This window comes from Pseudomonas sp. 9_2_1 (genome assembly GCF_059295275.1).
On record NZ_CM181239.1, the window covers coordinates 3,941,695 to 3,962,079 of the forward strand.

The window sequence follows — 20,385 nt, forward strand, 5'->3', positions numbered from 1 at the left end:
GCTAAGGTAGCCATTTACCCCAATGGCACACCCGCATGAGCAACTGGATCGACTTCAAGCAAGACGCCGACACTGGCATCGAGTCGGTGCGGGCGCATTTCGTCGGGCATGCCTATGACCCGCACTGGCACGACAGCTTCCTGGTCGGCGTGACCGAACAGGGCGTGCAGCAGTTCAACTGTCGCCGGGTACGCCACCGCAGCACGCCAGGCCAGGTCTTCCTGCTCGAACCCGGCGACATTCACGATGGACTGGCGCCGACCGACGAAGGCTTTACCTATTCGACGCTGTACCTTGAGCCTGCCTGGCTCGACCAGCAGCTACGGGCGCTGTTCGAGCACGCACCAGGCAGCAGCCTGCCCAGCTTTGCCGATACCCTGTGCCATGACCAACGCCTGGCGCGTGCCACCGCCCTCGCCTTCCGGGCCGTGCATGAGCAGGACTTGCGCATGGTCAGGCAAACAGCCATGGACGACCTGTTGGCCTGCCTGACCCGTCACCTGCACTGGCGCCGGCGTATCAACCCAGACCCGCGTCTGCCGCTGAGCGCGCAACGCGCACGTGATTACCTGCATGCCAACCTTGAACGCGACATTGGCCTGGAGGATTTGGCCCAGGCTTGCGGCATCGACCGCTTCCGCCTCACCCGCGCGTTCAAGGCCGCATTCGGCCTGGCGCCGCATGCCTACCTGATCCAGCTGCGCCTGGCCCGGGCACGGCGCCTGCTGGCCCAGGGCCAGACCCCGGCCGAAGTGGCCGTGGCCCTGGGCTTTGCCGACCAGAGCCACTTGGGGCGCTGGTTCCGCCGCGCCTACCAGCTGACCCCGGCCGACTACCGCAGGCGCTGCTCAAACCTTCCAGACTGACGGGCTGTGGGCAGCGAGCATGGTGCTTCGATTTCCGGAGCCCTTGATCATGTCGCACTCGCTGTTGCCCTTCATCCTTTTCGCCCTGGTGTCCAGCATCAGCCCGGGGCCGACCAACCTGCTGATCCTCGCCCACGGTGCCCGCCTGGGCCTGCGCGCGAGCCTGGCGCCCATCGCTGCGGCCTGCGGGGCAGCTGCGGCGATCGTGCTGCTGGTCGGTCTGGGGCTGGGTGAGGTGCTGCTGCGTTACCCGTTGGCGCAACAGATGATGAGCTGGGCCGGGGTGCTGTGGCTGAGCTGGCTGGCGTGGAAGATGCTGCGCAGCGCGGCAGCACCGCTTGAGGCCGCCACGGCGCACGGCTTCAGCGCCGTGAGCGCGGCGGCGTTGCAGGTGGTGAACCCCAAGGTGTGGCTGATGGCCGTGGCGGTGGTCGGCGTATTTGCAGCACCGTCGCTGCCGGTGTGGCAGCTGGCGTTGGTGTTTCTGCTGATTGCCCTGCCGTGCATGGCGGCGTGGGCGGCATTGGGGGTAGGCAGCGCGCGGTGGTTGCAGGGGGTGCAGCGGTTGCGGGTGTTCAATCAGGTATTGGCGGGAGTGTTGCTGGTGTCGGCCTGGGTGGCCATGCTGAGCTGAAGCCGCAGAGGTGGGGAGTGTCAGGTTTTTTGTGTGCGGGCCGGTAACGGCCTGCCGCCCGGCAGGCCTTGATTTCACCAGGTTGGCCTGATGAACCGATCTCCGTACAGAATCGCAAATTGATTCATCGCACTTTTCCAGTCATGCGCCGCTGACCCCCAGTTCGCTGTGATGTTGCGCAGCCCCAGCCAGATCAGTTTGGTCGCCGCGTCGTCGTTCGGGAAGTGACCGCGGGTTTTGATGATCTTGCGTAGCTGAGCGTTGATACTCTCGATGGCGTTGGTGGTGTAGATCACCTTCCGGATGGCCGGTGGGAAAGCAAAGAACGGAATCACTCGATCCCACGCCCGTCGCCAGGCAGTCACCACTGTTGGATATTGCGTGCCCCAAGGCCCGCTTTCAAACTCATCCAGTGCCTGTTCAGCCGCCTGGGCGTTGATGGCCTGATAGATCGGTTTGAGAGCCTTGGCCAAGGCTCGACGCTTGTCCCAGGCCGCATAAGCGAGGCTGTTGCGGATCAGGTGGACGATGCAGGTCTGCAGTGTCGTCTCCGGAAATACTGCACTGAGCGCTTCCGGCATGCCTTTGAGGCCGTCGGTTACGGCAATCAGCACATCCTCGACGCCGCGCGTCCTGAGGTCATTGAACACCTTCATCCAGAACTTCGCACCTTCGGTGTTCTCAATCCAGATGCCAAGAATATCGCGCGTTCCATCTGGCAAAACGCCCAGTGCCAAGTAGATCGCTTTATTGCGAACCAAGCCTTCTTCGCGAATTTTGACCCGCAGAGCATCAAAGAAAATGACCGGATACATCGGTTCCAGAGGCCGCTGTTGCCACGCGCCAATCTCCTCCATGACCTCGTCGGTCACGGAACTGATGAAGTCGGGCGAGACCTCTGTTCCATACTGCTCGGAGAGAAAGGCACGGATTTCTCTGACCGTCATACCGCGGGCATACATGGCGATGATCTTGTCGTCAAAACCGGTGTAACGGCGCTCATGTTTGGGGATCAAAATGGGCGAAAAGCTGCCATCCCGGTCACGAGGGATATCCAGCCTTAGCGGGCCATCACCAGTGAGTACCGTTTTGCCGCTCTTCCCATTTCGCTGGTTTGTTTCATCCTCCGGGCGCTGCGCGCCCGGTGGATAGCCCAGGTGATGACCCAGTTCGGCATTCAAGGCTCGCTCTATCAGCGCCTTCTTGAATGCCGCAGAGGCCTCTTCGATGGCTTCTGCGGTCATCAGCGGAACAGCGGAAAACTGTTCCAGCAGCTCTTGCGGAACCTTTGGTAACTCTCGGAGCGGTTTTTTTTTGGTTGGCATACATGCACCTCTTACTCATGTTATGCCCGAACACAAAATTTCTGACACCCTCCAGAGGTGAGCCCCCTCCCCAAAAGACCAAGCCAGCCCCCGCCAGCAGGCGGGGAGACCGGCCCCCATCCGCGTACTACTTTAGTACTACCTTTGCTGTCTATCGTCGCATTCACAAAGCACCGCCACTGGCATGTAATGGCTCCATAACAAAAAGGAAAAAACCCATGCCACGTGCCCTGCCCCGGCTCCCATGCCCTCTGCTGGTGGCCCTTTCACTCAGCCTGTCACTGAGCGTGGCCCAGGCCGACACGGCGCCGATGTTCTCCCCCGAAGGCTATCGCACCACCCTCTATCGCAGCCCGACCCCACAGCAAGTCGACGGCGGCCAGGTCATCGATACCGCTGCCCTGCAAACGCTGCTGAGCCAGCAACCCCGGCCGGTGCTGATCGACGTCTACCGCAGGCAATGGCTGCAAGGCCGCTTCATCGAGGACGAACCCCACAGCAACCTCCCCGGGAGCCTGTGGCTGGCCAATACCGGCGACGGCGAATTGAGCCCGGCCTGGCAGGCCTACTTCGTGCGTAACCTGCAGGCAGCCAGCGCCGGGCAGCCGGGGCAAGCGCTGGTGTTTTACTGCCGCGCCGATTGCTGGTTGAGCTGGAACGCGGTAAAACGCGCAAAAGCCCTCGGCTATCACAACCTGTACTGGTACCGCGACGGCCTGGACGCCTGGCAGCAGGCCAACCTGCCGCTGCAGCCGGCCCAACCGGTGCCTTTCCCCTGAATACACTGCCTGCGAACACGTGCCCGCCCTATCCAATAAAAACGAGGTGAAAAGGCCATGTACAAAATTCTGATTGCCGACGATCACCCACTGTTTCGCGAAGCCATCCACAATGTCATCAGCGATGGCTTCCAAGGCAGCGAGGTCATGGAAACGGCCGACCTGGACAGCGCCTTGGCATTGACCCAGGCGCATGAGGACCTCGACCTGATCCTGCTCGACCTGAACATGCCCGGCATGCACGGGCTCAATGGCCTGATCACCCTGCGCAACGAGGCGCCGACCACGCCCGTGGTGATCGTCTCGGCCGAGCAGGAAAAGCAGGTCGTGCTGCAGGCCATTACCTACGGCGCCGTGGGGTTCATCACCAAATCCTCGCCGCGCTCACAGATGATCGAAGCGATCGAGCAGATCCTCAACGGTAACGTGTACCTGCCGCCCGACATCATCCGCGCCCAGAAAAGCAGCACCAGCCGGCGCCTCAACGACACCCCGAGCTTCCCGCCCGAGATGCTCCAGGCGCTGACCCGCAAACAACTGCTGGTGCTCGAGCGCATGACCAAGGGCGAGTCGAACAAGCAGATCGCCTACACCCTGGATATCGCCGAAACCACAGTCAAGGCACACGTTTCGGCGATCTTGCGCAAGCTGAACGTGCACAACCGCGTGCAGGCCATCCTCAGTGCTGGCGATATCGATTTCGCTGACTACCTGCGGCGCTGAGCTGGACCGGCGTACCGGCAAGGCAGCGCCTACATTGGCATGGCCAGAAGGTGACTCATCGCGGTCTTGAGCTTCATCGGCCGCACCGGTTTGTGCATGAGGGTGTGGCCCAGCTCGCGGATCTGCTGCTTGAGTTCGTTGCTGTAGTTGGCGGTGATCATCAACGCCGGTAGGGGCTGGGCGCGGCGAGCATTGATCCGGGCCACGGCGTCGATACCATTGCAGTCATTGTCCAGGTGGTAGTCGGCGATCAGAAGGTCTGCCCTGGCGTGGTAGTTGTCCACCTGGCGCGCCAGGTCTTCTTCCGACAGCGCGGTGACTACCTGGCACCCCCAACCCTCAAGCAATGTGCGCATGCCGGCGCAGATTGCCGCATCGTTATCCAGCACCCACACCCGCGCACCACGCAGGCGTTCGAGTGTGCGTGCGCAGGTCGCCTGGCTTGGCTGGGGGCTGGGTGCGACTGCGCTCAGCGGCACTTCGACGGCGAACACCGAGCCCTTGCCGAGCCACGAGCGCACCCGAATGCGATGGCCGAGAATGCCGGCGATCTTTTCCACGATCGCCAGGCCCAGACCCAGGCCACGGTCCTGGTCCGGGCGCTGTACATCACCGCGCCTGAACTCCTGGAACATCTCTTCCAGATGCTCTTCGGCGATGCCGATACCGCTGTCCCACACTTCGATCCGCAGACCGCCGCGCAGGCGTCGGCAACCCAGCACCACGCGCCCGCTGCGGGTGTAGCGGATGGCATTGCTGAGCAGGTTGCGCAGAATGCGCGCGAGCAGCTGGATATCACTGCGCACCACGGCAGAACAGCCCACGAAGTGCAGTTCAAGCCCTTCGCTGCGCGCCACCTGGGCATATTCGGCGGCGAGGTTGTCGATCAGCTCGCTGAGGGCGAACGGGGCGACATCGGCCTTGATCACCCCGGCATCGAGCTTGGAAATATCTACCAGGGTGCCAAGCAGGTTCTCCACGTCCTCCAGCGAGTTGCTGACGTTGCGTACGAGGTGGGCGCTGTTGTGTGGTTCCCCGCGCTCGAGCAAGGCGCTGGTAAACAGCCGCGCCGCGTTCAACGGTTGCAGCAGGTCATGGCTCACCGCAGCGAGAAACTTGGTTTTCGACAGGTTGGCCTGTTCGGCCTCGCGCTTGGCCTCTCGCAGGCGCGACTCGACCCGGCTGCGTTCTTCGATTTCGCGCAGTAGCTGGTCGTTGAGGGTGGTGAGTTCGGCGGTACGTTCGCGCACCCGCAGTTCCAGGTGCTGATAAGCCTGGTGCAGCGCCTGCGCAGTGTTACGGCGCTCGGTGATGTCGCGGATCAGCACGAAGATACCCACCACCTCGCCACTGGCCAGCCGGTTGGGAACGTAGGAACGCAGCATGTAGCGCTCCTGGCCGTTGCTGTTGGTTTCGGCAAATTCGAAGGTTACGCTCTCCCCCGCCAGCGCTTGCGCCACGTAGCCTTCCAGGCGCCGGTAATGCTGCTCGCTGTGGGCCTGGCGCAGGCTCTGGCCAAGCATCACGCCGCGCGGCCAGCAGTACCATTCTTCATACACCTTGTTGGTGAATTCATAGACCAGGTCGGCGTTCAGGTAGGCGATCAGCGCCGGGACATTGTCGGTGATCAGTCGGATCTGGTGCTGGTGGGCAGTTTCGTCCCGCTGCCGGGCCTCACTGAGCAGCCGGTTGAGGGCCTTGAGCTCAGCCATGGCCTGGCTCAGGGCATCTGTGCGTTCGCGCACCTGTTCCGCCAGCACCACGGAATGCTGGAACGCTGCATAGGGGTCGTTGCCGCGGGTGACGCCGGACTCGATGCGTTCGATCAGCGCGCCATTGATGCGCTGCAGCTTGTGGTTCTGGCGCTGCAGGCCGGTGACCTCGGCCTGCAGTTCAGCGACCGACGGCAGGCCGGGGGCGGGCAATGGCGACCCCGGTGAAGGTCTGGTTGATGTGCATGCCATTGAACTGTTCTCCGTAGGTGTTGAAGCCGATCACCCGCTGCTCGCGCAAGCACGCACCAACTGGCTCCAGGCCATTGCGGCCCTCCAGTTCCAGGCGCCGCAGGAAGCAGTCGCAGCCAATGGTCAGCAGCAGCTGGCCCAGGCGCTGGCGCAGGCCATCGAACAACTGTTGCAGGTTCGGCAGCAGCGGCCCTGGGGTCATGGCCGTGAGCACGATGCCGTTTTCCACCGCGCAATAGAAACTCAGGCTGAGGTCCGGGTGCACCTGCTGGATTGCCCGCACGTAGTACTGGTCGTGTATGCGCACGGCCAGCGGGTGGGCGGCGAACACCCGGTAATCAAGCGCATGCACCGGCACACCGATGTGGCGGGCGTATTCCTCGGCAGCGGGCTCGGCATTCAGTTCGAAAACCCGGCGCTGGGCACTGTCGGCGCCGGTGACCACCAGCTTTTCGTGACGCGGCAGGATGTGGTGCGTGGTGAACACTTCGAAGTCGAGCCAGGTATTGACCAGCACCACCACTGCCGCGCCGTGGTGAAACGCGCCGCCGAAATACACGTGGGTGCGGGTGAGGTAGTTGTCGTCGCCGGCCGAGCCGCCGAAATGCGGGATGTCCCCCAGTGCCGCGCTGAGCGCGGCAAGCACCATTTCCTCGCGGCTGGACAAGCCGTCGAGCAGGGTCAGGGCAAAGGTGTGGCCCTTGATCGGTGCCAGGGTATTGCTGCGGCAGGTGCCAACCAGGCGTTCGACCATCTGCTGCGCGTCGATCAGGCTGAAGCGCTCCATTTCATCGATCAGCCCGGTGGCGATGGAAAAGTGCCGATGATCGAAGCCCACCGCCGTCACGCAATTACGCCCATAGCCCAGCGGGGTGATCTCGCCGGCGCTGGTGCAACCGACCAGGCGGATGCCGCCGAACCCCTGCTCCAGGGCCTCGGCAAGCTCGCGCAAGTCATATTCGGCAGAGCAGAAAAACAGCACGAAGCCCAGGTGCGGGTGCAGCAGCTGCCGCGCCAGCTCCTGGGCTGCCAGCCGCGCGTCGCTGGCCTGGGACATGGCACTGACCACGCCGTCATTGTGAGCCTGCTGCATGGGGGTCTCCGGCGCGGGGTGGCTGAAAGGTCAGTGTACGAAGGCGGGTATGGGCGGCGAATGCTACTTGGGTAGCGGGTGGCCAGTTCCATGGTCCTGATTTCGCCGACCTGTGCACGGCCCTGCCCCCCGCCACGGCTCACCAGGTCAGCACCGCCCCCACCGCAAAGGTGTCGGTGTCTTCGTTCTGCGCGCTGGTGTCATGCCCGTCAATGGAAAACTGGTTGTACTCCGCGACCAGCTTGAGGTTGTCGTTGACGTCATGGAACAACGCCACCCCGCGGGTCTCGTAGTCGGCACCACTGCCCACCGCGCCGTTGCCATCGTCCTTGGTCTTGCCATAGGACAGCGCCACCCGGTTCTTGCCAACCTTGTACGACCCCTGCAACAGGTAGCCGTCACTGTCGACATTGCGCAACACCGGTTCACCGGCATTGTTGGTGAAGAACGGGTTGATGCCCTTGGCCTGAAATCCCGAACCGGTCAGCGACAACCCGCCCATCTTCGCCTGCACGCCATAACCGACCCCTTTCGAGGTCACCGACTGCACGGTCGGGTCGGTATTGTCGGAGGTCTGGTAGCTGCCGTTGACCCAGCTGTAGACCTGCGCCCCGCCCAGGTCGAACTGGTAGGTGATTTCGCTCTCGGTACGCGGGTTTTCCTGGTAGGCCTTGCCGGTCGGGCTGCTGTCGTTGGTGTCCACCGGGTCCATGATGCCCACCGCCACCCGCAGCCCATCCATCACCGGCGTGCGGTAGGTGATCTGCGAGGTTGGGAACGGGTACGGGTAGCCGCTGCCGATGTTGCCGAAAGACACACCGCCGCCGTCCACCAGTCCCAGGGTGTCACTGACCTGGCCATAGCCTGCCAGCAGCTCGTCGAGCAGGATGTTGGAGCGGGCGAACAGGCCGAAGTCCTTGCCGATCAGCACCTCGCCCCACTCGGGGTTGGCCACGGTGCCGTAGAACTGGCGCACGTCGATGGCGGTGTCGGTACCGTTGGTTTCGCTGTCGTTGATGGTCACCCAGAACGAGGCACGCGCGCCAAGTTTCAGGTCATCCACCTGCTTGCCCATGTTGAAGCCCAGGTAGTTGGGTAAAAAGCCCATCTTCACCCGCGACTGGCGGCGATCGAACTGCTCGCCCTCGCGGTCGACCTTGCTGTTCACGTAGAAAGCGTTGATATAGCCGTCGGTGGAGAACGTCGTCTGGTCCTTGTCGTACAGCATGATCTCGGCTTCGGCAACGCCGCTCAGGCCGAGGGCCGAAAGGCTGGCAATGGCGGCTGCGAGGAAACGAGGCGGCAGGTGCTTATTGTTTTTGTGCATGGCGCGCTCCAAACGGGGGACTGGATGTCGGAGGCGATTATCAGAAGCGCGCAGACAACCAGGTACGCTGCTTTGGCGCGGGCTTGCCGGTGCTTTGGGCCGGTGCAGGTGGCGCGATGATTTGGGCGCAACACCGGCTTGGGCCCGGTGCCGGCACTTCGGTTGTAAGCCGCACGGGCGGCCACGGCTCGAGACGTTGGCAGGCGTACGCCGCGCAAACGCTAGTCGAAATGGACGATCCGCAATCACTCCGCCGCGCTTATTGTCGTTACAAGGTGGGCAGCTGTCCGCCTCCCGCAGATCGAGGGAGAGCCTATGAAAGTGCTGGTAAGTGTCAAACGAGTCGTCGACTACAACGTCAAGGTGCGCGTCAAGGCGGACCACAGCGGTATCGACCTGGCCAACGTGAAGATGGCCATGAACCCCTTCTGCGAGATTGCCGTGGAACAAGCCGTGCGCCTCAAGGAGCAAGGCATCGCCAGCGAAATCGTGGTGGTATCGGTGGGCCCGGCTGCCGTTCAGGAGCAACTGCGTACTGCCCTGGCCCTGGGTGCCGACCGGGCCATCCTGGTCGAAGCCGCTGACGAACTGAACTCCCTGGCCGTGGCCAAGGCGCTGAAAGCCGTTGTCGACAAGGAGCAGCCGCAGCTGGTCATCCTCGGCAAGCAGGCCATCGACAGCGACAACAACCAGACCGGCCAGATGCTGGCGGCGCTGACGGGCTTCGCCCAAGGCACCTTCGCCTCCAAGGTCGAAGTGGCGGGCGACAAGCTGAACGTCACCCGTGAAATCGACGGCGGCCTGCAGACCGTGGCTTTGAACCTGCCCGCCATCGTCACCACCGACCTGCGCCTGAACGAGCCACGCTATGCGTCGCTGCCGAACATCATGAAGGCCAAGAAGAAGCCGCTGGAGACCGTCAAACCTGACGATCTGGGCGTTTCCCTCGCCTCCACCAACAAGACCCTGAAGGTTGAAGCCCCGGCTGCCCGCAGCGCGGGTATCAAGGTCAAGTCGGTGGCCGAACTGATCGAGAAGCTGAAGAACGAAGCGAAGGTGCTTTAATTATGAGGAGCCAGAAATGACTATCCTGGTTGTCGCCGAACACGAAAATGGTGCCGTAGCCCCGGCCACCCTGAACACCGTAGCTGCTGCCGCCAAGATCGGTGGTGATGTACACGTGCTGGTCGCTGGCCAGAACGTCGGTGGTGTTGCCGAATCCGCTGCCAAGATCGCTGGCGTGGCCAAGGTGCTGGTAGCTGATAACGCCGCCTACGCCCACGCTCTGCCGGAAAACGTTGCGCCGCTGATCGTCGAGCTGGCCAAGGCCTACAGCCACGTGCTGGCCCCGGCCACCACCAACGGCAAGAACATCCTGCCACGCGTTGCCGCGTTGCTGGATGTCGATCAGATCTCCGAGATCATCGCGGTCGAGTCCGCCGACACCTTCAAGCGCCCGATCTATGCCGGTAACGCCATTGCCACCGTGCAATCCAGCGCTGCGGTCAAGGTTATCACCGTGCGTACCACCGGCTTCGACGCTGTCGCTGCCGAAGGGGGTTCCGCTGCCGTTGAGGCGGTAGGTGCCGCGCACAACGCTGGCATCTCGGTATTTGTTGGTGAAGAGCTGGCCAAGTCCGACCGCCCAGAGCTGACCGCTGCCAAGATCGTCGTTTCCGGCGGCCGTGGCATGGGCAACGGTGACAACTTCAAGCACCTGTACAGCCTGGCCGACAAGCTCGGCGCTGCCGTCGGTGCCTCGCGCGCTGCGGTCGACGCAGGCTTTGTGCCCAACGATATGCAGGTCGGCCAGACCGGCAAGATCGTGGCCCCGCAGCTGTACATCGCCGTCGGTATCTCCGGCGCGATCCAGCACCTGGCCGGCATGAAGGACTCCAAGGTGATTGTTGCGATCAACAAGGACGAAGAAGCGCCGATCTTCCAGGTAGCCGACTACGGTCTGGTCGCTGACCTGTTCGAGGCCGTGCCGGAGTTGCAACAACAGCTCTGAACGTACAGCCAAGACGACAAAAAACCCAGGCCCTCCCCGCACGGAAAGGCCCAGGCAAAAACCAACTCGCAGTCAGGTCATACGCAGGCGCTGCCGTAGCGTTCAGGCATCCTGCAACGCACGTGGGCGGTGGCTGCGCGCTTCGGCGTCCGGCGCCTGGGCTGCCTGCAGATGGAAGTCGAACGCCAGCTCGGCAAAACGCTCGCCTTGCACGCCGCGGTCATGCGCTGCCGCCGCGTCCTCGATAAAGCGCAGGTCGCCGATCAGTCCGTCGCGGGTGGCGTAGGCAAAGTCGTCCCACAGGTACTGGTCACCGGCGAAGTTGATCTGCGTGGTCAGGTGGCGGTGCCCCGGCGCCGAGATGAAGAAATGCACATGCGCCGGGCGCTGGCCGTGGCGGCCGAGCAGGTCCAGGCATTCCTGGGTTGGACCCTCCGGGTCGCAGCCATACCCCGACGGCACGATCGAGCGCGCACGGTAGCGGCCTTCGGCGTCAGTGATGATGCGCCGGCGCAAGTTGTACTCGGACTGGGTCGAGTCAAAGTACGAATAGGTGCCCTGGGTATTGGCGTGCCACAGGTCAACGGTAGCGCCGGCCAGTGGCTTGCCATCGGCATCGAACACCTGCCCCTGCAGGAACATCACCACGCCCGGGTCGGTGCCGTCGTCCATGCGTACCTCGCCTTGCGCCAGCGGCGCCCCGGCAACGTACAGCGGGCCCTCGATGGTGCGTGGGGTACCGCCGCTCAGGCCGGCTGCTGCATCCTTGGCGTCCTGCAGCAGGTCGAGGAAATGCTCGATGCCCAGGCCGGCGGCCAGCAGGCCGGCTTCGTTGCGGCCACCCAGGCGGTTGAGGTAATCAACGGCCTGCCAGAACTCGTCCTCGGTGATTTCCAGGTCTTCGACCAGGCGCGCGGTGTCCTGCAGCACACGCAGGATGATCTGCTTGAAACGCGGGCTGCCTTCGGTGTGGTCCAGGCCAGCCACTTCGTTGAAGAAGGCTTGAATGTCGGCAGTGTGGGAAATTTTCACGGTCATCGCGCTTACCTCATATTGTTCTTGTCGGGTCGACAGGTGCGTCTCAGCGGTCGTCGCTGTGGATCGACGAGGGGTGCCGGCACAGGCCGTCGACCTCGATGTCCATGTACGGGAACAGCGGCAGCTGCATCAGGGTATCGTGCAGCGCTTCGACGCTGGGCACGTCGAACACGCTGTAGTTGGCGTAGTGGCCGGCGATGCGCCACAGGTGTCGCCAGGTGCCTTCGCGCTGCAGGCGCTGGGCCAGTTCCTTTTCGTCGGCCTTGAGCCGGGCGGCCTTGGCCGGGTCCATGTCGACCGGCAGTTTCACGGTCATCTTCACGTGGAACAGCATGATTGTCTCCTTGCTATTGAATCAGCGGCGGGCGAAGCGCGCCAGGCGCTGTTCGTCCAGGGTCAGGCCCAGGCCTGGGGTACGGGGGATGTGCAGCTGGAAGTCGTGGTATTGGGGCGGCTCATTGACGATTTCTTCGGTCAGCAGCAGCGGCCCGAACAGCTCGGTGCCCCAGGTCAGCTGGCGCAGGGTGAGGAAGGCATGGGCCGAAGCCAGGGTGCCGATCGAGCCTTCGAGCATGGTCCCGCCATACAAGGCGATACCGGCCGCCTCGGCGATTTGGGCGGTGCGCAGCACGGCACGCGGACCACCGTTCTTGGCGATTTTCAGGGCAAAGATGCTGGCCGCGCCGTCAGCGGCCAGGCTGAAGGCGTCTTCGACGCTTTCGATCGACTCATCCGCCATGATCGGCGCCGGGCTGCGCTGGTTCAGGCGCACCTGGCCGCCGCGGTTGATACGTGAAATCGGTTGTTCGATCAGGTCGATGCCATTGTCGCCAAGCACCTGGCAGGCGCGCAGGGCCTGGGACTCGTCCCAGTACTGGTTGACGTCGACGCGCACACTGGCGCTGTTGCCCAGTTCACGCTTGATCGCCACCACGTGCTTGAGGTCCTGCTCCACCGGGTTGGCGCCGATCTTCAGTTTGAATACGCGGTGGCGGCGAATTTCCAGCATGTGCTGGGCTTCGGCGATATCGCGGGCGGTGTCGCCGCTGGCCAGGGTCCAGGCCACTTCCAGGCTGTCGCGCACGCGCCCGCCCAGCAGTTCACTCACCGGCAGGCCCAGGCGCTTGCCTTGGGCGTCGAGCAAGGCGCTTTCGATACCCGACTTGGCAAAGGTGTTGCCCTTGGCCAGCTTGTCCAGCTTGAGCATGGCCGCGTTGATGTTGTCTGCCGGCAGGCCGATCAGCGCGGGGGCCAGGTGTGCGTCGATATTGGCCTTGATACCTTCGGGGCTTTCGTAGCCGTAGGCCAGGCCGCCGATGGTGGTGGCCTCGCCAATGCCTTCCACGCCATCGCTGCAGCGTACGCGCAATACCACCAGGGTCTGCTGCTGCATGGTGTGCATCGCCAGTTTGTGTGGGCGAATGGTCGGCAGGTCGACGATAATTGCCTCGATACGTTCAATCAGCGCGCTTGTCATTGTTGCCAGGTCCCGTCAGGTCGGGCTGCCAGCAGCAGGCCCGAATGGTGCATTTACTTGATTGGTCAAGGATTGCGCGAGAGCCTGACAGCAGTCCAATATCAAATGAATCTCCCACCATACCCTGGAGGTCTGATGGAACTGCGCCACCTGCGTTACTTCAAGGTTCTGGCCGAAACCCTGAACTTCACCCGCGCCGCCGAGTTGCTGCACATTGCCCAGCCGCCGCTGAGCCGGCAGATCAGCCAGCTCGAGGACCAGCTCGGCACGCTGCTGGTGGTGCGCGAGCGCCCGCTGCGGCTGACCGAGGCTGGCCGCTTTTTCTATGAGCAGACCTGCACCGTGCTGCAGCAGTTGCAGAACATCAGCGACAACACTCGCCGCATCGGCCAGGGCCAGCGCCAGTGGCTGGGCATCGGCTTTGCCCCTTCGACCCTGTACGCCGTGCTGCCAGAGCTGATCCGCGAGCTGCGCCAGGACAGCGAGCTGGAGCTGGGCCTTAACGAGATGACCACCTTGCAGCAGGTGGAAGCGCTGAAAAGCGGGCGCATCGACATTGCCTTCGGACGCATTCGCATCGACGACCCGGCCATTCACCAGCAGGTGCTGTGCGAAGACCCATTGGTTGCGGTACTGCCCAAGGGGCACCCGTTGGCGGGCAACCCGCTCAGCCTTGCCCAGCTGGCCGGGGAAGCGTTCATCCTCTACCCTGCCAACCCCCGGCCCAGCTATGCCGACCATGTGCTGGGGCTGTTCGCTCACCATGGCATGAGCATTCGCGTCAGCCAGTGGGCCAATGAGTTGCAGACCGCTATCGGCCTGGTGGCAGTCGGGGTGGGCGTGACCCTGGTGCCGGCGTCGGTGCAGCAGCAGCATCGCACCGATATCGAGTATGCAGGCTTGCTGGACAGTGGCGCGGTCAGCCCGATCATCCTCAGCCGGCGCAAGGGGGATGTGAGCCCGATCGTTCAGCGCTGCCTGGCATTGATTGCGCAGCAGGCTGGATGAGCAGACCCCGCCAGTGGCAGGGGTCTTTGGGGGATTTCATGATTTTTGGTGAATTGCATCAGGGCTGACAGGTGTACGCCGCCGGTAAGCCAGCAGCAGAAACACAAACCACAACGGCATCACGCACAACGCCAGCCGGGTATCCGGCTGCAGCGCCAGCAACACCAGCACAAAGCCGAGGAAGCCCAGGGTAGTCACCGCCATCGGCACCCCGCCCGGCAGCTTGAACAACGAGGCCTGGTGCGCAGCCGGGTTGCGTTTGCGGTAGGCAATGTAAGCTGCCAGGATCATCGACCAGGTAAAAATCACCAGAATCGCCGAAACGGTCGATATCAAGGTGAACACGGTCATCACTTCGGGAATGATGAACAAGAGGCTCAACCCGATCAGCATGCACACTCCCGAAAACAGCAGGCTGTACAGCGGTACGCTGAGCCTCGACAGCCGGGCGAAGATGGCCGGTGCGTTACGCCGCTCCGCCAGCCCGAACAGCATCCGGCAACCCGAATACACCCCGCTGTTGGCCGACGAGGCCGCCGACGTCAGCACCACGAAGTTGATCATGCCAGCCGCTGCCGGGAAGCCGGCCAGCAGGAACAGTTCCACGAACGGGCTGCGGTTGGCCGGCACTTCGGCCCAGGACACCACGCTGATGATGCATACCAGCGCCAGGATGTAGAACAACAGGATACGCAGGGGAATGGTGTTGATGGCCTTGGGCAGCGAGCGATGCGGGTTTTTCGCTTCTGCGGCAGTGGTGCCGATCAACTCGGTGCCAGCAAAGGAGAACACGGCAATCTGGAAACCGGCAAAGAAGCCGCTGATGCCATGCGGCAGCACCGCACCGGGCGCAACCACGTTGGACAGCGAGGCGACTACGCCATTGGGCGAGGTATAGGAGGTGGCGATCATCACCGCCGCCGTGATGATCAGCAGGACGATGGCGACGATCTTGATGATGCCGAACCAGAACTCCACCTCGCCAAAAATGCGCACCGCCAGCATGTTCAGCCCCAGCAACACGAACAGGGTGAAGAACGCCGGCAGCCAGGCCGGTGCATCGGGGTACCAGTACTGGAAAAACCCGGCGACCACCACCACGTCGCCCACCACCGCCACGCTCCAGCTCAGCCAGTACGACCAGCTCAGCACAAAGCCGGCACGCGGGCCCAGGTAATGGGCGACGATGTCGGCGAACGACTTGAAGCGCAGATCGGACAACAGCAGTTCGCCCATGGCGCGCATGACGAAAAACACAAAGAACCCGAGAATGGCATACACCAGCAGGATCGAGGTGCCGGACAGCGCTATCACCTTGCCCGAGCCCATGAACAGGCCGGTGCCGATGGCGCCACCGATGGAAATCAGCTGGATATGGCGGTTTTCCAGCGTGCGTTGCAGGTGCCCGTCACGGGCGGGCTCTGCCGGTTTGCTTTGCTCAAGGCTTGCGGACATGTCTTGCATGGGCGACCTCTTGTTATTGTTGGTCTGGCTAGTCGTGGTGCGCCGGGCCAGGCCCATGTAAGGCCTGGCCACGGTGTGTGGCGCGGGTCAGCGTGCGGCTTCGAAACCTTGCAGGGTGTTCACGGCATTGATGCCGATTTCATCGACCATGTAGCCGCCTTCCATCACGAACAGGGTCGGGATACCGGCGCTGGCGATTTCGGCGCCCATGCGCAGGAAGTCTTCGCTGGTGAGCTTGAAGTGGCTGATCGGGTCGTCCTCGAAGGTGTCGACACCCAGCGACACCACCAGGAATTCGGGCTGGTGCGCGACGATGCGCTTGAGTGCGTCCTGCAGGGCTGGCTGGTACTGCGCCCAGACCGTGCCTTTGCCCAGCGGGTAGTTGGCGTTGAAACCTTCACCCGCGCCCGCGCCGCGCTCATGGGCATAGCCGGAGAAGTACGGGTAGGAAACATGCGGGTCGCCATGCAGGGAGGCGAAGAACACATCAGGGCGATCGTAGAAGATGTTCTGCGTGCCGTTGCCGTGGTGGAAGTCCACATCCAGCACGGCAACGCGCTTGGCGCCCTGGCCCAGGCAGCGCTCGGCGGCGATGGCGGCGTTGTTCAGGTAGCAGTAACCCCCCATGTATTCGCGGGCGGCATGGTGCCCCGGCGGGCGGCACAGGGCAAACGCACTGTCGGCGCCGTCGAGGATGCGTTGCATGCCGGTCAGGGCGACGTTGGCGCTGCTGCGCACCGCCTCCCAGGTGCCAGAGGTGATCGGCGCCCCGGCGTCCATGGCGTAGAAGCCCAGCTTGCCGTCGATGAAGCCCGGCTCGCGGTCAATGGCCAGGTCACGTACCGGCCACACCAACGGCAGGGCATCGTGGGTCTTGCCGGTGGCGGCCCATTCGCTCCAGGCGTTTTCCACAAAGCTTACATAGCGCTCGCTGTGCGCTGCCACATAACAGGCGCGGTCGAAGGCCTGTTCGGCAATCACATCGCCCAGGCCGCTGCTTTGCACCCGCGCGAGCACGGTGTCGGCTCGCCGGGGGTTTTCGAACGAGGGTGTGATCGCCCCGTCCTTGAGTTCCGAGCCATGGTGCAAGCGGTGGTTGTTGCTGAAGACAGTGAGCACGCGAATGTCCTTTTCCAAGGTGTTGGCGGATAACCAATTTTCGCGAGAGAGTGCTGAAAATGCTTTGCTTTATGCTCAGCCAAACCGGATGCTTGAGCAAAACATTCACTGGATTGTGCATTCATGAGCAAAGCCTTTGCTATCGAACAGCTGGACGAGACCGACCGCGAACTGCTGCGCCTGTTGCAGGAAGACGGCACCCTGTCCAGCGCGGCCTTGGGCGAGCGCCTGTCGATGACCGTGACGCCTTGCTGGCGCCGGCGCAAGCGGCTGGAAGAGCTGGGCATCATCAAGGACTACCAGGCCAATCTCGACCGCCGCAAGCTGGGCTACGACGTGATGGCGTTTGCCCAGGTGCGCTTTGGCAACCACTCGGCCGAGGCGCCGGACGAATTCGAGCAGGTGATCCTCAAGCTGCCGCAGGTGCTCTCGTGCCACAAGGTGACTGGTGAGGCCGACTATGTGCTGACGGTGCTGGCAAGTGACCTGGAGAGCTATGGCCGATTTGTCGAGGACGTGTTGCGCCGCCAGCCGGGCATCGCCTCGATTCAGTCGAGCCTGGCCCTGCGCGAAGTGAAGGCGGTGTCGCGGATACCCGTACCCTGAAAGGCTGACGCTGATGTTGGAGCGGCCTTGCGTCGCGAAAGGGGCACAGCGCCCCCGGCTATCGCAAGGCGGTCACTGCCATTGGCGCCATCGGCGACCCTGCACTAGCGTTGTGCTACCAGCCAGCCCCTACGTTCATGCGGAGCCTTCACCCATCATGCCGGACCTGCGCCCGAACCCGACGCTGTGCCTGGAGTACCGTGCCGAGCAGCCGATTTTCCACGCTTTTCTAAAGCAGGCGAGCCGCTGCCCGGATGCCACCGCCATCATTGCCCAGCACACCACCTGCAGCTACGCCCAGCTGGAGCAGGTCAGCCGGGGCATTGCCGCCTTTCTGCTGGCAACCGCGGCCAGCAGCGCCGATCGTGTGCTCATCGTCTCCAGCCGCAGCCCCGCCCTGATTTATGCCATGCTCGGCTGCCTGCGCGCCGGGCTGGCGTTCAGCGTGGCAGATGCCGCCTACCCCGCCGCGCGCATACAGCAGATCGTCCGCACCCTGACGCCGGCCGTGGTGCTGGGTTGTGGTGACGCTACAATCGACGCCGACCACCCCCTTGCCGTTGCAGTGCCAGAAGGGCCTGCCGAGGCACTGCAGGCGTTCCCCTGCCAGCAAGCCCCGCTGCCGCCGATAGAGCCCGAGCAGCCGGCATACATCACCTTTACTTCGGGCAGCACCGGCGAGCCCAAGGGTATCGTCACCCATCACGCGCCGCTGGTGCACTTCATCGATTGGCATGTACGCCAGCACGGTTTTACCCCGGCCGACACCTTCTCGTTGCTCTCCGGCCTGGGCCACGACCCGGTCTACCGCGATGTGTTCACGCCCCTTTCGATTGGCGCGACCATCGCCTGCCCTACCCAGCCGACCCTGACCGACCCTTCGCAACTGGCCAGCTGGATTCACCGGCACGGCGTAAGCGTTATCCACCTGACCCCGCCGCTGGGCAAGCTGATCGAAACCGGTGCGCGGCTCAATGGCCTGGTGTTCGAGCAACTGCGTTGGCTGTTCTGGGGTGGCGATGCGCTCAGCCCGGCGCTGTACCGGCAAGTCCGCGCCATCGGGCCGAATGCCAGCAACGTCAACTTCTATGGCACCACCGAAACACCGCAAGCAATGGCCTTCCACAGGCTCGATCCGGCCACCGACATTGCCAAGGTGCCCTTGGGCAAAGGCATCGCCGATGCCCAGTTGCTGATCGTCAACCCGGCCCAGCAACTGGCCAGCGAGGGTGAAACCGGTGAAATCCTGATCCGCAGCCCTTACCTGTCGCATGGCTACTGGGGCGACCCGGAGTTGACCGCAGCCAAGTTCATTGCCAACCCGTTCACCGACAACCCGGACGACCGCTGTTATCGCACCGGCGACCTGGGCACCTACCTGGCCGATGGCAGCGCCAGCTTCCTGGGGCGCGCAGACACCCAGGTAAAGATCCGCGGCCATCGCATCGAACTGGCGGAAATCGAGAACGCCATCGGCCGTCACCCGCACATCAGCCAATGCGTGGTAGTGGCCAACCACGACAGTGCGGCGACCCGGCTGGTGGCCTATTGCGTGGCGACATCGCCTGTTACAGCTGAAAAGCTGCGCCGGGCGCTGAGCGGCCAGTTGCCGGACTACATGGTGCCGGCACTGTTCGTATTCCTGCCTGCCATCCCCCTCACCCCCAACGGCAAGGTCGACAAACGCGCCCTGCCGGTGCCATTCGCGCAAAGCGCCGAGCAACCCTTGTCGCCGGTCGCCGAGAAGCTCAGCACAGCCTGGGCGCGGATCCTTCAGGTGGCGCACCTGGACACCAGGTTGAGCTTTGTCGAGCTGGGCGGCGATTCGCTGTCGTTCGTGCAGGCCTCACGGGTGCTGGAGGAGCTGATCGGCCACCTGCCGGAGCGCTGGGAAACCCTGCCGGTGAACCAGCTGGCCGAACTGAGTGCGCCAGCCAAGGGCGCATGGCGGGTGATGGAAATGCCGGTATTCGTGCGCATGCTCGCCATCCTGCTGATTGTGGTCGGGCACATGAGCGAATTCGACCACTGGCTGATCGTTGGCGAAACCTCGGTGCTGTTCCTGGTCTCCGGCATCAGCCTGGCCCGGTTTCAGTTGCAGGCCATCGAAACGCGTGGCGATGCGCGCACACTGCTGCCGTCGCTGGCGGCCATCGTGGTGCCGACCCTGTTGTACACCGCCCTGGTGCAGCTGCTGTTCGACCGGCTGCACTGGCAATCACTGCTGCTGGTGTCCAACTGGTTTCCGGCCAGCGAGGTCAGCCTGTTCAACTACTGGTACATCGAAGTACTGGTGCAGATGCTCCTGGTGATCGGCCTGCTGCTGTCGATCAGGCGGGTGCGCCAGGTTCTCGCTGCCGACCCGTTCCGTTGCCTGATCATTGCCAGCTGCGCCATGGTGGCGCTGGATGTCCTGCTGAACCGTTTCGTGTTCGACGCCAGCGCCTTGCTCAATCGGGTACCGCAACACTTCCTGGCAGTGATGCTGCTGGGCATGGCCGTGCACCATGCCACCACCACCGCGCGCAAATGGGTGGCCAGCGCGGTTGCCGTGCTGGTGGTCGGCGAGCTTGACCTGATGGCGATTGCCGGCGTGGGCTGGGAGGCCTTCACCCTATATGTCGACATCGCCCTGCCAGCGATGCTGGCGCTTATCTGGTTCCGCTCGGTGCCGGTGCCCGCGCTGGTGGCAAGGGCCGGCGCCGCGATCGCCTCTTCAACCTTGTATATCTACCTGACGCATTTCCAGTTCCAGTCGCTGGCAAACCGCTTCTACCATCATCCGCTGTTCGAGGTGGCCTTGGCCGTCACCGGCGGGGTGCTGGTGAGCTACTGCTGGAATGCCCTGACGCGCCGGCTGCTGACGCGCTGGAGCACGCGCAAGCAGGCCGCCGGCACAGGAGCCGTGATTGTAAAGCCTGAAGTACGCTGAAAAGGCGGGTTGTAACAAA

Annotated in this window: 18 protein-coding genes; 9 read left to right on the forward strand and 9 right to left on the reverse strand. The window is 63.4% G+C overall.

The genetic code is table 11. The features are described from left to right. Positions 1–35: 35 nt before the first annotated feature. Together AC5O5I_RS17870 and AC5O5I_RS17875 are read left to right on the forward strand one after the other, a co-directional pair. Positions 36–866: an AraC family ligand binding domain-containing protein gene (locus AC5O5I_RS17870; protein WP_494511248.1), complete on the forward strand. Its 831-nt coding sequence runs from the start codon at positions 36–38 to the stop codon at positions 864–866. A 49-nt stretch (positions 867–915) separates the two neighbouring features. Next, positions 916–1,500, forward strand: a complete 585-nt coding sequence (locus AC5O5I_RS17875; protein WP_172231489.1) for a LysE family translocator — start codon at positions 916–918, stop codon at positions 1,498–1,500. A gap of 74 nt (positions 1,501–1,574) precedes the next feature. Here AC5O5I_RS17875 and AC5O5I_RS17880 read toward each other — a convergent pair whose 3' ends face one another. After that, entirely contained in the window at positions 1,575–2,825 is a 1,251-nt protein-coding gene (locus AC5O5I_RS17880) for an IS256 family transposase (protein ID WP_494510981.1), read from the reverse strand. Positions 2,826–3,043: 218 nt separating this feature from the next. On the opposite strand from AC5O5I_RS17880, the gene AC5O5I_RS17885 reads away from it, so the two are divergent. After that, on the forward strand, positions 3,044–3,604 hold the full coding sequence (locus AC5O5I_RS17885) for a PQQ-dependent catabolism-associated CXXCW motif protein (protein ID WP_172231492.1): 561 nt from the start codon (positions 3,044–3,046) through the stop codon (positions 3,602–3,604). 57 nt (positions 3,605–3,661) lie between these two features. After that, entirely contained in the window at positions 3,662–4,327 is a 666-nt protein-coding gene (locus AC5O5I_RS17890; RefSeq protein WP_172231495.1) for a response regulator transcription factor, read from the forward strand. A gap of 29 nt (positions 4,328–4,356) precedes the next feature. Here AC5O5I_RS17890 and AC5O5I_RS17895 read toward each other — a convergent pair whose 3' ends face one another. From AC5O5I_RS17895 to AC5O5I_RS17905, 3 genes are all read right to left on the reverse strand, one after another. Next, complete coding sequence (locus tag AC5O5I_RS17895; protein WP_172231498.1) at positions 4,357–6,252, reverse strand: hybrid sensor histidine kinase/response regulator; 1,896 nt, start codon at positions 6,250–6,252, stop codon at positions 4,357–4,359. Beyond that, the gene (nosP, locus tag AC5O5I_RS17900) at positions 6,221–7,384 is read right to left on the reverse strand and encodes a nitric oxide-sensing protein NosP (RefSeq protein ID WP_172288192.1); all 1,164 of its coding nucleotides are present in this window, start codon (positions 7,382–7,384) and stop codon (positions 6,221–6,223) included. The genes AC5O5I_RS17895 and nosP overlap by 32 nt, the downstream gene beginning before the upstream one ends. A gap of 139 nt (positions 7,385–7,523) precedes the next feature. Continuing rightward, positions 7,524–8,711 carry a porin gene (locus AC5O5I_RS17905; protein ID WP_172232772.1) on the reverse strand — a complete coding sequence of 396 codons (1,188 nt, stop codon included), beginning with the start codon at positions 8,709–8,711 and terminating at the stop codon, positions 7,524–7,526. Between the two features lie 315 nt (positions 8,712–9,026). Here AC5O5I_RS17905 and AC5O5I_RS17910 point away from each other — a divergent pair, with 315 nt between their 5' ends. Then, positions 9,027–9,776 (forward strand): electron transfer flavoprotein subunit beta/FixA family protein, encoded by a 750-nt coding sequence (locus AC5O5I_RS17910; protein WP_494511249.1) that lies wholly within the window; start codon positions 9,027–9,029, stop codon positions 9,774–9,776. 16 nt (positions 9,777–9,792) lie between these two features. Further along, positions 9,793–10,722 (forward strand): electron transfer flavoprotein subunit alpha/FixB family protein, encoded by a 930-nt coding sequence (locus AC5O5I_RS17915; RefSeq protein WP_494511250.1) that lies wholly within the window; start codon positions 9,793–9,795, stop codon positions 10,720–10,722. Positions 10,723–10,824: 102 nt separating this feature from the next. On the opposite strand, the gene catA is transcribed toward AC5O5I_RS17915, so the two are convergent. Genes catA through AC5O5I_RS17930 form a run of 3 tightly spaced genes read right to left on the reverse strand, consistent with a single transcriptional unit; the run spans position 10,825 to position 13,237 of the window. Further along, positions 10,825–11,760 (reverse strand): catechol 1,2-dioxygenase, encoded by a 936-nt coding sequence (gene catA, locus AC5O5I_RS17920; RefSeq protein WP_494511251.1) that lies wholly within the window; start codon positions 11,758–11,760, stop codon positions 10,825–10,827. Positions 11,761–11,803: 43 nt separating this feature from the next. Next, positions 11,804–12,094, reverse strand: a complete 291-nt coding sequence (gene catC, locus AC5O5I_RS17925) for a muconolactone Delta-isomerase (protein WP_013973066.1) — start codon at positions 12,092–12,094, stop codon at positions 11,804–11,806. Positions 12,095–12,115: 21 nt separating this feature from the next. After that, positions 12,116–13,237: a muconate cycloisomerase family protein gene (locus AC5O5I_RS17930; RefSeq protein WP_172287996.1), complete on the reverse strand. Its 1,122-nt coding sequence runs from the start codon at positions 13,235–13,237 to the stop codon at positions 12,116–12,118. Positions 13,238–13,372: 135 nt separating this feature from the next. Between AC5O5I_RS17930 and catR the strand changes: the two genes are divergently transcribed. Then, complete coding sequence (gene catR / locus AC5O5I_RS17935; RefSeq protein ID WP_172220232.1) at positions 13,373–14,245, forward strand: HTH-type transcriptional regulator CatR; 873 nt, start codon at positions 13,373–13,375, stop codon at positions 14,243–14,245. 36 nt (positions 14,246–14,281) lie between these two features. Here catR and AC5O5I_RS17940 read toward each other — a convergent pair whose 3' ends face one another. Both AC5O5I_RS17940 and AC5O5I_RS17945 read right to left on the reverse strand, forming a co-directional pair. Next, complete coding sequence (locus AC5O5I_RS17940) at positions 14,282–15,709, reverse strand: amino acid permease (protein WP_172287991.1); 1,428 nt, start codon at positions 15,707–15,709, stop codon at positions 14,282–14,284. A gap of 87 nt (positions 15,710–15,796) precedes the next feature. Next, positions 15,797–16,828: a histone deacetylase family protein gene (locus AC5O5I_RS17945; RefSeq protein ID WP_172220238.1), complete on the reverse strand. Its 1,032-nt coding sequence runs from the start codon at positions 16,826–16,828 to the stop codon at positions 15,797–15,799. Positions 16,829–16,951: 123 nt separating this feature from the next. Here AC5O5I_RS17945 and AC5O5I_RS17950 point away from each other — a divergent pair, with 123 nt between their 5' ends. Together AC5O5I_RS17950 and AC5O5I_RS17955 are read left to right on the forward strand one after the other, a co-directional pair. Beyond that, on the forward strand, positions 16,952–17,434 hold the full coding sequence (locus tag AC5O5I_RS17950) for an Lrp/AsnC family transcriptional regulator (protein WP_172220241.1): 483 nt from the start codon (positions 16,952–16,954) through the stop codon (positions 17,432–17,434). A 157-nt stretch (positions 17,435–17,591) separates the two neighbouring features. Next, on the forward strand, positions 17,592–20,366 hold the full coding sequence (locus AC5O5I_RS17955) for an amino acid adenylation domain-containing protein (protein ID WP_494511252.1): 2,775 nt from the start codon (positions 17,592–17,594) through the stop codon (positions 20,364–20,366). The last annotated feature ends 19 nt before the right edge of the window (positions 20,367–20,385 follow it).

Excerpts from the sequence above, each read along its gene's own strand:
- AC5O5I_RS17870 (WP_494511248.1), top strand. The coding sequence starts at position 36 with ATGAGCAACTGGATCGACTTCAAGCAAGACGCCGACACTGGCATCGAG.
- AC5O5I_RS17875 (WP_172231489.1), top strand. The coding sequence starts at position 916 with ATGTCGCACTCGCTGTTGCCCTTCATCCTTTTCGCCCTGGTGTCCAGC.
- AC5O5I_RS17880 (WP_494510981.1), bottom strand. The coding sequence starts at position 2,825 with ATGCCAACCAAAAAAAAACCGCTCCGAGAGTTACCAAAGGTTCCGCAA.
- AC5O5I_RS17885 (WP_172231492.1), top strand. The coding sequence starts at position 3,044 with ATGCCACGTGCCCTGCCCCGGCTCCCATGCCCTCTGCTGGTGGCCCTT.
- AC5O5I_RS17890 (WP_172231495.1), top strand. The coding sequence starts at position 3,662 with ATGTACAAAATTCTGATTGCCGACGATCACCCACTGTTTCGCGAAGCC.
- nosP (WP_172288192.1), bottom strand. The coding sequence starts at position 7,384 with ATGCAGCAGGCTCACAATGACGGCGTGGTCAGTGCCATGTCCCAGGCC.
- AC5O5I_RS17905 (WP_172232772.1), bottom strand. The coding sequence starts at position 8,711 with ATGCACAAAAACAATAAGCACCTGCCGCCTCGTTTCCTCGCAGCCGCC.
- AC5O5I_RS17910 (WP_494511249.1), top strand. The coding sequence starts at position 9,027 with ATGAAAGTGCTGGTAAGTGTCAAACGAGTCGTCGACTACAACGTCAAG.
- AC5O5I_RS17915 (WP_494511250.1), top strand. The coding sequence starts at position 9,793 with ATGACTATCCTGGTTGTCGCCGAACACGAAAATGGTGCCGTAGCCCCG.
- catA (WP_494511251.1), bottom strand. The coding sequence starts at position 11,760 with ATGACCGTGAAAATTTCCCACACTGCCGACATTCAAGCCTTCTTCAAC.
- catC (WP_013973066.1), bottom strand. The coding sequence starts at position 12,094 with ATGCTGTTCCACGTGAAGATGACCGTGAAACTGCCGGTCGACATGGAC.
- AC5O5I_RS17930 (WP_172287996.1), bottom strand. The coding sequence starts at position 13,237 with ATGACAAGCGCGCTGATTGAACGTATCGAGGCAATTATCGTCGACCTG.
- catR (WP_172220232.1), top strand. The coding sequence starts at position 13,373 with ATGGAACTGCGCCACCTGCGTTACTTCAAGGTTCTGGCCGAAACCCTG.
- AC5O5I_RS17940 (WP_172287991.1), bottom strand. The coding sequence starts at position 15,709 with ATGCAAGACATGTCCGCAAGCCTTGAGCAAAGCAAACCGGCAGAGCCC.
- AC5O5I_RS17950 (WP_172220241.1), top strand. The coding sequence starts at position 16,952 with ATGAGCAAAGCCTTTGCTATCGAACAGCTGGACGAGACCGACCGCGAA.
- AC5O5I_RS17955 (WP_494511252.1), top strand. The coding sequence starts at position 17,592 with ATGCCGGACCTGCGCCCGAACCCGACGCTGTGCCTGGAGTACCGTGCC.